The organism is Pseudomonas sp. NPDC096917 (genome assembly GCF_044762555.1).
Lineage (GTDB): Bacteria > Pseudomonadota > Gammaproteobacteria > Pseudomonadales > Pseudomonadaceae > Aquipseudomonas.
Window position 1 is genome coordinate 326,191 of the sequence record NZ_JBIWEO010000001.1, and the last position, 13,749, is coordinate 339,939.

Below are 13,749 nucleotides of genomic sequence, written 5' to 3' on the forward strand. Positions count from 1 at the left end.
CACTGAGCACCGCGGAATACGCCTTCGAGTTCCTGGATGATCTTGCCGTTGCCGCGAACCGGGCCGTCGAGGCGCTGCAGGTTGCAGTTGATTACGAAGATCAGGTTGTCGAGGTTTTCGCGGCCAGCCAGGGAGATGGCGCCCAAAGATTCCGGCTCATCACACTCGCCGTCACCCAGGAAACACCATACTTTTTGCTTGCCTGCCGGGATGTAGCCGCGCGACTCCAGGTACTTCATGAAACGTGCCTGGTAGATCGCCTGGATTGGACCCAGACCCATGGATACGGTCGGGAACTGCCAGAAGTCAGGCATCAGCCAAGGGTGCGGGTAGGACGAAAGGCCCTGACCGTCGACTTCCTGGCGGAAATTGTTCATTTGGTCTTCGGTGATGCGGCCTTCCATGAACGCACGGGCATAAACGCCTGGCGAGGTGTGGCCCTGGAAGTAGATCAGGTCGCCGCCGTGTTCTTCGGTCGGGGCCTGGAAGAAGTAGTTGAAGCCAATGTCATACAGCGTTGCGCTGGAGGCGAAGCTGGAGATGTGACCGCCCAGGTCAGAATCTTTCAAGTTCGTGCGCATAACCATAGCCATGGCGTTCCAGCGAACCAGCGAGCGAATGCGGCGTTCCATGAACAGGTCGCCAGGCATGCGTGCTTCGTGGGTAACAGGAATCGTGTTGCGGTATGGAGTCGTGATGGCGTACGGCAATTGCGAACCGGTGCGAGTAGCGAGCTCACCCATACGGGTCATCAGGTAGTGAGCGCGTTCTTCGCCTTCTTTGTCGAGAACCGATTCCAGGGCGTCCAGCCATTCCTGGGTTTCGACGGGATCGAGGTCTTGCATGGCTTGCTCCAGGGCGGAAAGGCTTCCAGAATCGGTTGCCTGAGTTTGCGACTGGCCTTGTGGGCAGACGACATAAATTCTTGGATGACCGGAAGGTTGATTCCGGCGTTGTGTAGTTTTACTACAAATCGTTGCTCATTTCAGCCTTTCGAGTGCGTGAGCCAGTAGTAAAACTACAGGGAAGCCTTCGAAAGTCACCTGTTGGGTTGTGCGATAAATCGATATTGTTGGTGCTGTGTTTTGTGTTTTGCCTTTTTTCAGATATTTGGTTTCAAAAAAAGACGATTTACAGCTATTTATAACTTTTGTTCGACAGTCGGATTTAACCGCTGTTTCTTCCTGTCACCGTACTCGGCAATACCGTCGCCGATCAAGGATAGACCATGAGCCTCCCCTCGCTTGCCGCAATGCCCTCCCTTTTATTGCCCCTTGCCAGCCGCGCCGAGCAGTCTTGGCGCAGTGCAGTGGCCGGTCTGGAAGGCGAGCACGGACTCGACCAGTGGTCGTCTGAGCGCTGGACCGATTTCGCCCGGGTGAGTGCGGCGAGTGACTTCTTTATTGAACAAGCCTTGCGTGACCCTTTGATGTTGCTCGAAGTGGAGCGCTGCGGGCAACTGGATCGCAGTTTTGCGCCGGGTGAGCTGCGCGCGCAGATTGCCGAGGCCGCACAGCAGGCGCAAACCGACGATGAGCTGGGACGCGTATTGCGCCGTCAGCGCACGCGCCAGCAAATTCGTATCATCTGGCGTGACCTGACCCGCCAGGCTGACCTGATTGAAACCTGTCGCGACCTGTCGGACATGGCCGATGCAAGCATTGATCAGGCATATCGCTGGCTGTATCAGCGTCATTGCCAGCAATTCGGCACCCCGACCGGGCATCGTAGCGGCGAGCCGCAGCAGATGGTGATTCTGGGCATGGGCAAGCTCGGCGCGGTAGAACTGAATCTGTCGTCGGATATTGACCTGATCTTCGCTTATCCCGAAGGCGGCGAAACGGTCGGCGCCAAACGCCCGCTGGACAACCAGGAGTTCTTTATTCGCCTCGGTCAGCGCTTGATCAAGGCACTGGACCCGATGACCGTCGACGGCTTTGTGTTTCGCGTCGACATGCGGCTGCGGCCTTATGGCTCGTCGGGCGCACTGGTGCTGAGCTTTAACGCGCTGGAGCAGTACTACCAGGATCAGGGCCGCGACTGGGAGCGTTACGCCATGATCAAGGCGCGGGTGGTGGCGGGTGATCAGGTGATGGGCGCGCAGTTGCTCGACTTGCTGCGCCCATTTGTCTATCGGCGTTACCTCGACTTCTCGGCGATTGAAGCGCTGCGCACCATGAAGCAGTTGATCCAGCAGGAAGTGCGGCGCAAAGGCATGGCCGACAACATCAAGCTGGGGGCGGGCGGGATTCGCGAAGTCGAGTTCATTGCCCAGGCGTTCCAGTTGATCCACGGCGGCCGCGACTTGAGCCTGCAACAACGCCCGCTGCTTAAAGTACTGAGCATCCTTGAAGGGCAGGGCTACTTGCCGCCAGCAGTGATCAGCGAGCTGCGCGAGGGTTACGAGTTCTTGCGCTACACCGAACACGCCATTCAGGCCATTGCCGATCGCCAGACCCAAATGCTGCCGGACAGTGAGCAGGATCAAGCACGCATCGCCTTCATGATGGGCTTCGACAGTTGGGGGCTGTTCCACGAACAACTGATGGCGTGGCGCGGACGCATTGACTGGCATTTCCGTCAGGTGATTGCCGATCCGGATGATGAAAATGACATCGACGAAGGCGAAATGATTGTCGGCGGCGAGTGGTTGCCCCTGTGGGAAGAAGTCCAGGATGACGAAGCGGCGTGTGCGCAGTTGAAAGAAGCCGGGTTTGTGGATGCGCCCAACGCCTTGAAACAATTGGCCAGCCTGCGCGCCAGCCCGCAATTGCGGGCCATGCAGCGCTTGGGGCGTGAGCGGCTGGATGCCTTTATCCCGCGCTTGTTGGCACAGGCGGTCGAGCATGCCAATCCGGACTTGGTGCTGGAGCGCGTGTTGCCACTGGTGGAGGCGGTAGCCCGACGTTCTGCTTATTTAGTGTTGCTGACGGAGAACCCCGATGCGCTGCGCCGTCTGCTGACGTTGTGTGCGGCCAGCCCATGGATTGCCGAGCAGATCACCCGCTTTCCGTTGTTGCTCGATGAGTTGCTCAACGAAGGGCGTTTGTTCAAGCCGCCGTTGGCGCCCGAATTGGCCGCCGAGTTGCGCGAGCGGCTGACGCGCATCCCCGAGGATGACCTCGAACAGCAGATGGAGGCGCTGCGTAACTTTAAATTGGCCCATCGGCTGCGGGTCGCGGCATCTGAAATCGCCGGTAGCCTGCCTTTAATGAAGGTCAGCGATTACCTGACCTGGCTAGCCGAAGCGATTCTGGAACAAGTGCTGGCATTGGCTTGGCGTCAGACGGTGGCCAAATACGGCACCCCGCAGCGTTCGGACGGCAGCCTGTGCGACCCCGGCTTTATTATTGTGGGCTACGGCAAAGTCGGCGGCATCGAGCTGGGCCATGGCTCGGACCTGGACCTGGTGTTTATCCACGATGGCGATCCCAATGCCGAGACAGACGGTGCAAAACCGATCGACAGTGCGCAGTTTTTCACCCGTTTGGGGCAGCGGATCATCCATTTACTGACCGCGCAAACCAACTCCGGCCAGCTGTATGACGTCGACATGCGCCTGCGTCCGTCAGGCGCCTCGGGTTTGTTGGTCAGCTCGCTCGGGGCATTTGAGCGTTATCAGCAGAATGAAGCCTGGACCTGGGAGCATCAGGCGCTGGTGCGGGCGCGGGTGCTGGTGGGATGCAAGCAGGTGGGGGCGGCGTTTGAAAAGGTCAGGGCGCAAGTGTTGGGCCGTGAACGTGATTTACCGACCCTGCGTCAGGAAGTCAGCGAGATGCGCGCCAAAATGCGCGACAACCTGGGCACGCGGATTACGGCTGCCGGTACGGGCGACAATGCCTTCCTGCCCACGGTGCCGTTCGACCTCAAGCAGGACGCGGGAGGTATCGTCGATATTGAATTTATGGTGCAATACGCGGCCCTGGCGTGGTCCAGGGAGCACCCGGCATTACTGCGCTACACCGATAACATTCGCATTCTGGAAGGGCTGGAACAGGCAGGCTTGATGCCCGCCACTGACGCCAGCCTATTGCGCGAGGCTTACAAGGCCTTTCGTGCCGTTGCCCACCGCCAGGCCTTGCAGAAGGAAGCGGGGGTGGTCACCGGTGATCAACTGGTGGACGCGCGCCGTGATGTGCGGCGCATATGGGCGCAACTGGGCTTGAGCTAAGCTACAGCCAGCAATTACAGCGGGGAGGCAAGAGTCTGAAGCCGTCAGTAACGTGAACACGGTCTTGTAGGCGCGAGCGTGCTCGCGATCTTTTGATCTTTTAAAAGATCGCGAGCACGCTCGCTTCTACAATTAAGCGTTCTGGCTGACGAGCATCGGGCTTAAGCCTCCCTTGCTTGTTTATGGAAACTTATGAATATTTTGATCGTTGGGCCCAGTTGGGTCGGTGACATGGTGATGGCGCAGACACTGTTCCAGTGCCTGAAGCAGCGCCACCCACAGTGCGAAATTGATGTGCTTGCCCCCGAGTGGAGCCGGCCCATCCTTGAACGCATGCCTGAAGTTCGCAAGGCCTTGAGCTTTCCGCTCGGCCACGGTGCGCTTGAACTGGCCACGCGACGCAAGATCGGCAAGTCCCTCAAGGGCCAATACGATCAGGCTATCTTGCTGCCTAACTCGCTTAAATCGGCGCTGGTGCCGTTTTTCGCCAGCATTCCCAAACGCACTGGCTGGCGGGGCGAGTTCCGCTACGGCCTGCTCAATGATGTGCGCAAGCTCGATAAAGAGCGGTATCCGTTGATGATCGAGCGCTTTATGGCGCTGGCGTATGAGCCGGGTGCAGACCTGCCTCGGCCGTATCCGCGGCCTGACCTGCAAATCGACCCGCAAAGTCGCGACGCCGCCCTGAGCAAGTTCGGCTTGGCGCTGGACCGCCCGGTGCTGGCGCTGTGCCCCGGCGCAGAGTTTGGCGAGTCTAAGCGCTGGCCGTCCGAGCATTACGCCAAAGTGGCCGAGCAAAAGATCCGCGAAGGCTGGCAAGTGTGGTTGTTTGGCTCCAAAAACGATCACAGCGTGGGCGAAGATATTCGCTCGCGGCTGATTCCCGGCTTTCGAGAGGAGTCTTTCAACCTCAGTGGCGAAACCTCGCTGGCTGAGGCTATTGACCTGCTGTCGTGCGCCGATGCGGTGGTGTCCAACGATTCGGGGTTGATGCACGTGGCGGCGGCGCTCAATCGCCCGCTGGTGGCGGTGTACGGCTCCACGTCGCCTGGCTTCACCCCACCGTTGGCCGACCAGGTTGAAATCGTGCGTCTGGGCCTTGAGTGCAGCCCGTGCTTTGAGCGGACCTGCCGTTTTGGCCACTACAACTGCCTGCGTGAACTGATGCCAGAGCCCGTGATTGAAGCCTTGCAGCGGTTGCAGGGCTCAGTGGTCGAGGTCAACTAGGTGCGCGTTCTGTTGGTGAAAACCTCATCCCTTGGGGATGTGATTCATGCCTTGCCGGCGTTGACTGACGCCGCGCGAGCGATTCCCGGCATCACCTTTGACTGGGTTGTGGAAGAAGGCTTTGCCGAGATCCCGACCTGGCATCCGGCGGTTGGCAATGTGATCCCGGTGGCCATTCGTCGCTGGCGCAAAAATATCTGGGAAACCCTCAAGAGCGGTGAGTGGAAGCGCTTCAAGCAAAACCTGCGCGCTGAAAAATATGACTTGGTGATCGACGCCCAAGGATTGGTCAAAAGCGCCTGGTTGACCCGCTACGTCAAAGCGCCGGTGGCGGGGCTGGACAAACACTCGGCCCGTGAACCGCTGGCCAGTCACTTCTATCAGCGCCGTTTGGCCGTGGCCCGCGGGCAGCATGCGGTCGAGCGTTTGCGCCAACTGTTCGCCGTGGCGCTGGGCTACGACCTGCCCAAAGGGCTGGGCGATTACGGCCTGGATGTAGAGCGCCTTGTTGAATTGCCGCGCAAGAAGCCTTACGTACTGTTCTTGCATGGCACCACGTGGGACACCAAACATTGGCCCGAAGTGTACTGGCGCGACTTGACCGTGCGCATGGGGCATCTGGGTGTCGAAGTGCGCTTGCCGTGGGGCAACCCGGCTGAGAAAGCCCGCGCCGAGCGCATCGCCAACGGTCTGCATAACGCCGTGGTGCTGCCCAAGCTGAACCTGGCGGGCGTGGCTAAAGTGTTAGCCAGTGCCAGCGCCTGTGTGGCGGTCGATACCGGTCTTGGGCATTTGGCGGCGGCATTGGATGTGCCGACCATCTCCCTGTTCGGCCCCACCAATCCCGGCCTCACAGGTGCTTACGGCAAGGTGCAGATACACTTGGCCAGCGATTTCCCGTGTGCGCCGTGCCTGCAGAAAAAATGCACTTACCAGCCGACTGCACAGGATCAGCAGCGGTTTGACCTGAAGAAAGAGTGGCCGCTGTGCTTCAATCGTCTGAACCCTGAGCGTGTCGCAAGTCGATTAAGCACGTTGTTACTGGCTGAGGAACTGCGCTAATGCAACTGGCTTTTGTCCTGTACAAATATTTCCCGTTTGGTGGCCTGCAACGCGACTTCATGCGCATTGCGCTGGAGTGCCAGAAGCGCGGGCACCAGATTCGTGTGTACACGATGATCTGGGAAGGCGATATTCCGCCCGGCTTTGAAGTGTTGGTGGCGCCGGTCAAGGCGTTCCACAACCACACCCGTAACGAAAAAATGCTCGCCTGGATGCAGGCTGACCTGGCTAAACGCCCGGTCGACCGCCTGATTGGCTTCAATAAAATGCCGGGGCTGGACGTGTATTACGCCGCCGACGGCTGTTTTGAAGACAAGGCGCAGAATCTGCGGCATTCGTTTTATCGCTTCTTCAAGCGCTACAAGCACTTTGCCGAGTACGAGCGTGCGGTATTCGACAAGGATGCCAAGACCGAAATCCTGATGATTTCCGAAGTCCAGCAGCCGCTGTTTATCAAGCATTATCAGACCCCGTTGCAGCGCTTCCATTTGCTGCCGCCGGGCATTGCGCTGGACCGTCGTGCGCCGCCGAACGCGGCTGAAATCCGCGCCGAGTTCCGCCGCGAGTTCAAGCTGGCAGATGATGACCTGCTGCTGGTGCAAATCGGTTCCGGGTTCAAGACCAAAGGCGTCGACCGCAGCCTAAAAGCCTTGGCCGCTTTGCCGCCAGTGCTCAAAAAACGCACCAAGCTATTTGTCATTGGTCAGGATGACCCCAAAGTCTTTCAATTGCAGAGCGCCACGTTAGGGCTGGGCGAGCATGTGCAGTTCCTCAGGGGACGCAGTGACATCCCGCGTTTCCTGCTGGGCGCCGACCTGCTGATTCACCCGGCCTACAACGAAAATACCGGCACCGTGCTGCTCGAAGCATTGGTGGCGGGGTTGCCGGTGCTGGTCAGCGCGGTATGCGGCTATGCCCATTACATCAGCGACGCTGACGCGGGGCGTGTGCTGGACGAACCGTTCGAACAGACACAGCTCAATGAATACCTGACCTACATGTTGTCCGACGATGCTGCGCGTGCCGCCTGGAGCCAAAACGGCCTGGCCTACGCGCAGACGGCCGACCTCTATAGCATGCCGCAGCATGCTGCGGATGTGATTCTGGCGGAGCAACACTGATGAAACTGATACTTGCCGAACCGTTCAAAAGCTTGTGGGCCGGACGCGATGCGTTCACCGAAGTCGAGCGTCTGGAGGGCGAGGTTTACCGCGAACTTGAAGGCCGCCGTACCTTGCGTACGGAAGTCGACGGGCGTGGTTATTTTGTAAAGATCCACCGTGGCATTGGTTGGGGTGAAGTGTTTAAAAACCTGCTCACGGCCAAACTTCCGGTGCTGGGCGCAGGCCAGGAATGGCAGGCGATCAATCGCTTGCACGAAGTCGGCGTACCGACCATGACGGCTGTCGCCTATGGCGAAAAGGGCAGCAACCCGGCCGCACAGCACTCGTTCATCATCACCGAAGAACTGGCGCCGACCGTCAGCCTTGAAGATTTCAGCATCAACTGGCTCAAAGAGCCGCCGCAGCCCACGCTCAAACATGCGCTGATCGCTGAAGTGGCGCGCATGGTCGGCATGATGCACCGCGCCGGTGTTAACCACCGCGACTGCTACATCTGCCACTTTTTGCTGCACACCGATAAACCGGTCACGGCGCATGACTTTCGCCTGTCGGTGATCGATCTGCATCGCGCCCAGACACGTGCCGTGATCAGCAAGCGCTGGCGCAACAAAGACCTGGCCGCGCTGTACTTTTCGGCGTTGGACATTGGCCTGACCCCGCGCGACAAACTGCGCTTCCTGCGCGGCTACTTCCAGATGCCGCTGCGCCAGATCCTGCGTGACGAAGCCCGTTTGCTGGCGTGGCTTGAAGGCAAGGCGCAAAAACTCTACGAGCGCAAAGTGCGCTATGGAGATGCTTTGTAATGGCGGGTTGGAATCTGGAACCTGCTTACAGCGCCTTGGCCGCCGATTTTGGCACTTTGGATGCGGTGTTTGCCCTGAAGGGCGAACATCTGACGCGCGATCCGTTATCGGACGTGATCCGCGTTGAGCGTGGCGGGGTCAATTACTACGTCAAACGCTATACCGGCGCGGGCAAAGGCTTGCGCCGGTATTTGGGGCGTCCACGGGTCAAGTCTGAATGGCAGAACCTCAAGCGCTTCGCCAAGTGGGGTATTCCCACCGCCGAAGTGGTTGCCTGGGGGCTTGAGCGTCGGGGGGCGGCCTATGATCGGGGAGCTTTGATCACCCGTGAACTGCCCAACACCCGCGACCTTTCCGACTTGGCCGACAACAACGATCCGCTGCTTAAAGATCGTGCGTGGGTCGATGGCGTGAGTCGACAACTGGCGCGCTACACGCGGATCATGCACGACCACCGTTTTACCCATAACGACTTGAAGTGGCGTAACTTGCTGATCGACGATCAGTCCCAGTTGTATTTGATCGACTGCCCGAACGGCGATTTCTGGCGTGGATTCTGGCTCAAGTACCGCATCACCAAAGACCTGGCGTGCCTCGACAAAGTGGCCAAGTACCACCTGACAGCCACCCAGCGTCTGCGGTTTTACTTTCAATACACCGGACGCACTACGCTCAACGCGGCGGACAAAGAACGAGTCCGCCATATCGTGCGTTTTTTTGAGGGCCGGGAATGACTGATTTTTTGGCAGGAGCCGAACGGGCTTTGCTGGAACGCAATGGACTGTCTGATTTCGATGCCTTGTGGAACCTGCAACTGGATGCGGTCGATGAGCCCAACACCAGCCGCGGCGGCTGGAGCAGCGTGTTTCGCATGGATTTGGAAGGCCAGGGGTTTTACCTCAAGCGCCAGAGCAACTACCTGACCCGCACCTTGCACAGTCCGTTCGGCGAGCCGAGCTTTGCCCGCGAATTCCGTAATATTCAGCGTTACCAGCAGCTCGGCATTCCGGCGTTGGAAGCGGTGTTTTTCGGTGAGCGCAAGGTACAGGGCGAGCGCCGGGCCATCCTCATGACTCGCGCCCTTGATGGCTGGAGCGACCTCGATTCGCTGCTTGAGCAGTGGCCGCAACTGACCCCTGAGCAGCAACGAGCCATCTTGCAAACCTGTGGCCAGTTAGCGCGTCGCCTGCACGCGGTTCGTCAGGTGCATGGTTGTTTCTATCCCAAACATATCTTCATGCAGCCTGACGGCACCGGGTATCGCGCCCAATTGATCGATCTGGAAAAGACTCGGCCCTTGCTGCTGGGCCAGCGAGACCGGGTCAAAGACATTGAGCCCCTGTTGCGCCGTGCTCAGGTCTGGACCGCAGACGACGTGCGTACGTTGCTCGCGGCGTACCTGGAGCAACCGGTTGAAAGTGGCCTGGTCGATGCCTGGTTTGAGCGATTGAACGTTCGTCGCAGCCACAAGGAGAGCCGTTGATGCGATTGTCTGAACTGCAAACAGCCGGGCGCGCGCCGGGCTTGCCGCTGAACATCGAACTGGCAGATGCCGCAGGGCCTGCACAGTTGCAACTGCTGACCCTGCTGCGTGTCTTGCCGGGCCAGCGGTATGTGGGGGCTGGCGTGTGGCGGGGGCGTACAGTGCTGGCCAAGCTAATGGTCGGCAGCAAGGCGGCGCGCAGCTTTCAGCGTGAGCTGACGGGGGTGCGCCTGCTGGCCGAGCAAGGCTTGACCACGCCGCAACTGCTGGCTGATGGTTTGCAGGAAGGCGAGGGCGGTTGGCTGCTGTTTGAATTTCTCGAACACGCACAAAGCTTGGGCGAGGCCTGGAGCGATGTTGAATCGCTACCGGTCTTGGCGGATGAACAACAAGGCGTACTGGCCGAGGCGTTGGCAGCGATTGGCCAGATGCACCGCAAGGGGCTGTGGCAAGAAGACCTGCACCTCGACAATCTGCTGCGTCAAAACGGCAAGCTGTATTTGATCGATGGGGCGGGCATTTGCGTCGAAGAGGCGGGTAAACCGCTGTCGCGGCAAAAAGTGCTGGAAAACCTTGGGGTGTTCTTCGCGCAGTTACCGAAAAACCTTGAGCCGTTTATCGAAGAACTGCTGGTGCATTACCTGCTGAGCAACGGCGAACACGCCTTGCCGCTGGAAGCGCTGCTTAAGCAGGTCGAGAAAGTGCGGGCCTGGCGCCTCAATGACTTTTTGAACAAAGTGGGGCGTGACTGTTCGTTATTCAGCGTGCAGCGTGGGTCTTTGTCCTTGCGCGCCATTCGACGCGAAGAAGAAGCGGCGATGCTGCCGGTTTTGGACAAAGCCGATGCCTTGCTCGATAAAGGGCATTTATACAAAACCGGTGGTGCAGCCAGCGTTGGCAAGGTTGAAGTGGCGGGCCGCACGTTGGTGGTCAAACGCTACAACATCAAAGGCTTTGCGCACTGGCTCAAACGTTTTTGGCGCCCGAGCCGGGCGTGGCATTCATGGCGCGAGGGCAATCGCCTGGCGTTTTTGGGCATTGCTACGGCCAAGCCGCTGGCGCTGCTTGAAACGCGCTTTTTGTGGCTGCGTGGCAGAGCGTATCTGGTGACCGAATACCTGCCGGGTCCGGACATCATCGAGCGTTTTGCGCCGTATCAAGACAGTGGCGATGCCCCTGAGTCCGAATTGCAGGCGTTGGACGAGTTGTTTGCTGACTTGATTCGCGAACGCATCAGTCATGGTGACCTTAAAGGCCACAACGTGTTTTGGGACAGCGGACGTTGGGCGCTGATCGACCTGGATTCGATGTGCCAGCACCGCTCGCTGGGCAGCTTCGCCCCGGCTTACGCCCGTGACCGTGCGCGCTTTATGCGCAACTGGCCGGTGAGCAGTGCGTTGCATCAAGTGATTGACGGGCGCCTACCCAAAGAGGTGTGAGGCGCCAGATCAAACGATCGCGGGCAAGCGCGCGCCTGCAGGTTGTGAGGCGCACGCCAAACGGGCAGGCTGCGATTTTTTCATCTTCGCTATCAGAAGCTGTACTGCGCTCCGGCCCCGGCGTACCACGAGCGGCCCGGCGCGGCTTCGTAATAACGGTTGTTGCTGTCCCCCACAATCACCGAGCCCACATACTGGCGGTCCAGCAGGTTGTCCAGACGCAAGGTCTGGCTGAAGGTCCAGTGCTCGATCTTTTGCTCAAACTTTGCTCGCCAGTTGAAGACGCTGTAGGCCGGCGCGGCTTTTTGGGTGTTGGTGTCTTCGACGTAGACCTTGCTGCGGTACAGGCCTTCGATGGCGGTGCTGACCCAATCGGTGGGCTTCCAGTTGACCTCGGCAAACAAGGTGGTTTGCGGCACACCCGGCAGGTAGTTGCCTTTGTCGATGGTGCCTGAGGTGCTGGTGAAATCGCGATCGTAGGTCGCTTGCAGGCGGGTGTAGGCGAGGGTGGTGGTCCAGTGTTCGGCCAGTTGGCTTTCGACGCCCAGTTCAAAGCCGCGACGCAAGGTGCGACCCGCGTTCTGATAAGTCGTGCGTCCGCCGGTATTGCTCAAGACCACCAGTTCATCTTGAGTGGTGATCTGGAAAATCGCGGCGTCGATTCGCGTGTTGTCGAGCTGAGCTTTTAAGCCCATTTCGTACTGTGTGCTCTCAGAAGGCCTTAGGCCAAAATTGAAGCCCTGGCCATTGGGTGAGTAGGCAAGTTCTGCTTGCGTCGGGGTTTCGAAGCCTTTGCCGGCGCTGACATAGCCATGCAGTTCGGGTGTGAAGGCGTACATCACACTGACTGAAGGCGTGGCTTTTTCGTAGCGTTTGTTGCCGCTGTCGTCGCCGTTGCTCAAAAATTGATCATGGACATCCATTTCCATGGTGCTGTAGCGCAAACCGGCCTGAACGGTCCAGTTGTCCAGCGCCCAGTTGGCCTGCACATACGGGTCGAGGCTGCGGGCAGTGTCGATTTCGTCCCGAACCAGCGCACCTTTGATGCCCAATTGATCGCCGACAAAGTTGTTATAGCCGTGGCGGCTGTCCTGGCTTTGATCGTAATCCAACCCGCCAATCAGGGTCAGGTCGCCGGGCACCCCTTGTACGGGTTGCAGCCAGCGCAGGCTGCCGCCATAGAACTTGCGGTCGAATTGAACAACGCCGCCACCCTGATTATTGCTGGGTGTGCCTTTGGGAATCGCCAAATACTGAATCACGCTGCGCGTGCCGGTATACGCATTGACCTGCAAGGTCGCGTCGCCGATGTAGCGCTCGTAGTTCATGCCCAATTGTTGGTGGTCGATGCTTTTGCGCGTGTTGTAGGTCAGCGCGCTGGGCGTCACTGAGCGCGGGTCCGCCTTGTAGGCGGCCCAGCTTTGGCCCAGGGGGTCCTGGGTGCCGTTTTGCTCCAGGCTGCTGTAGATCAGCGCCAATTTGCTGTCTTCATCGGGCTTGAGGTTGAGCTTGGCGAAGGTCTGGTCGCGGCGTGCGGCGCTGTGGTCGCGGTAGCCGTCGGTGTCCATGCGTGAGGCATCGAGTACAAAGCCCACGTCATCCGTCGCGCCTTCTGCGGTGAGGTGGTTTTTGCTCAAGCCGTCGCTGCCCACCAATGTTTCGGCACCTATACGCGGTGGGCCTTCGCCGTCACGAGAGAACATTTGAATCACCCCACCGGCGTTGCTGCCGTACAGGGTGGCCGCCGGGCCGCGCAACACTTCGATGCGCTCGGCGGTGTCGAGGTTGAAGGTGGCTGCCTGCCCCTGACCGTCCGGAGTGCTGGCCGGGATGCCGTCGGCAATCAGTTTGATACCGCGTACGCCAAATGCTGAACGCGCACCAAAACCACGGGACGAAATTTGCAAGTCCTGCGCGTAGTTTTGCCGGTTTTGCACCACCAGCCCTGGCACCCGCGTCAGCACTTCCGAGGCATTGATGCCCAGCTGTCCGTCGCGGATTTGCCCTTGGCTGATGCTGTCGACCGAATACGGCAGGTCAAAGCTTGGGCTGGCGTTACGCGAGCCGGTGATCACACTGGGATCGAGCTCCAGGGGTTCGGCAACGCTAAAAGGGGCCAGGCAGAGGCCAGGGAGTAACAGGGCAAAGTGCGCGGGAGCAAAGCATTTCATGGGCAGTTCAGGGGTTCCGTGTGAAGCGACCCGTCTGGGGCGGCGGGTATCAGGCTAGCAGAAGGGGGGTAGTTTAGCGGGAAGAATAAAGATGGCACACAAAGCGGCCCCTTAGATGCGATGCGTTATGTGCTGTGTGGTTGCGCAGCGACGAATCAATCAGCCGCGCAAGGAGCAAGCACCACACCTGTTGCGAGACTCGGCCTACGGCTGGCCAGCCGTTTCGAGTAAGGGCGACCAGAGTCGCCCTTGTCGGGTGCCAGATTTTT

Annotated in this window: 9 protein-coding genes and 1 pseudogene; 8 read left to right on the top strand and 2 right to left on the bottom strand. The window is 59.2% G+C overall.

From position 1 onward, the window contains the following. Positions 1 to 845: pseudogene (locus tag ACIQYF_RS01500) on the bottom strand (pyruvate dehydrogenase (acetyl-transferring), homodimeric type); the annotation flags it as partial. Positions 846 to 1,228: 383 nt separating this feature from the next. On the opposite strand from ACIQYF_RS01500, the gene glnE reads away from it, so the two are divergent. The 8 genes from glnE to ACIQYF_RS01540 all read left to right on the top strand — a co-directional run bounded on the left by glnE (position 1,229) and on the right by ACIQYF_RS01540 (position 11,309). Continuing rightward, complete coding sequence (gene glnE / locus ACIQYF_RS01505; protein ID WP_402855802.1) at positions 1,229 to 4,171, top strand: bifunctional [glutamate--ammonia ligase]-adenylyl-L-tyrosine phosphorylase/[glutamate--ammonia-ligase] adenylyltransferase; 2,943 nt, start codon at positions 1,229 to 1,231, stop codon at positions 4,169 to 4,171. Positions 4,172 to 4,363: 192 nt separating this feature from the next. After that, a complete protein-coding gene (gene waaF / locus ACIQYF_RS01510) occupies positions 4,364 to 5,398 on the top strand; it encodes a lipopolysaccharide heptosyltransferase II (RefSeq protein WP_402855805.1) in 1,035 nt (344 codons plus the stop codon). Beyond that, entirely contained in the window at positions 5,399 to 6,460 is a 1,062-nt protein-coding gene (waaC, locus tag ACIQYF_RS01515) for a lipopolysaccharide heptosyltransferase I (protein ID WP_402855808.1), read from the top strand. It begins immediately after the preceding gene. Continuing rightward, entirely contained in the window at positions 6,460 to 7,581 is a 1,122-nt protein-coding gene (locus tag ACIQYF_RS01520) for a glycosyltransferase family 4 protein (protein ID WP_402855811.1), read from the top strand. Before waaC ends, ACIQYF_RS01520 begins: the two co-directional genes overlap by 1 nt. Next, positions 7,581 to 8,387 (top strand): lipopolysaccharide core heptose(I) kinase RfaP, encoded by an 807-nt coding sequence (gene rfaP / locus ACIQYF_RS01525; protein ID WP_402855814.1) that lies wholly within the window; start codon positions 7,581 to 7,583, stop codon positions 8,385 to 8,387. Before ACIQYF_RS01520 ends, rfaP begins: the two co-directional genes overlap by 1 nt. Continuing rightward, on the top strand, positions 8,387 to 9,121 hold the full coding sequence (locus ACIQYF_RS01530) for a lipopolysaccharide kinase InaA family protein (RefSeq protein ID WP_402855817.1): 735 nt from the start codon (positions 8,387 to 8,389) through the stop codon (positions 9,119 to 9,121). The genes rfaP and ACIQYF_RS01530 overlap by 1 nt, the downstream gene beginning before the upstream one ends. Further along, entirely contained in the window at positions 9,118 to 9,870 is a 753-nt protein-coding gene (locus ACIQYF_RS01535) for a lipopolysaccharide kinase InaA family protein (protein ID WP_402855820.1), read from the top strand. Before ACIQYF_RS01530 ends, ACIQYF_RS01535 begins: the two co-directional genes overlap by 4 nt. Further along, positions 9,870 to 11,309, top strand: coding sequence for a lipopolysaccharide kinase InaA family protein (locus ACIQYF_RS01540; RefSeq protein WP_402855823.1), 1,440 nt, complete (start codon positions 9,870 to 9,872; stop codon positions 11,307 to 11,309). Before ACIQYF_RS01535 ends, ACIQYF_RS01540 begins: the two co-directional genes overlap by 1 nt. 92 nt (positions 11,310 to 11,401) lie before the next feature. On the opposite strand, the gene ACIQYF_RS01545 is transcribed toward ACIQYF_RS01540, so the two are convergent. Then, positions 11,402 to 13,480, bottom strand: coding sequence for a TonB-dependent receptor family protein (locus ACIQYF_RS01545; RefSeq protein ID WP_402855826.1), 2,079 nt, complete (start codon positions 13,478 to 13,480; stop codon positions 11,402 to 11,404). Positions 13,481 to 13,749 lie beyond the last annotated feature (269 nt).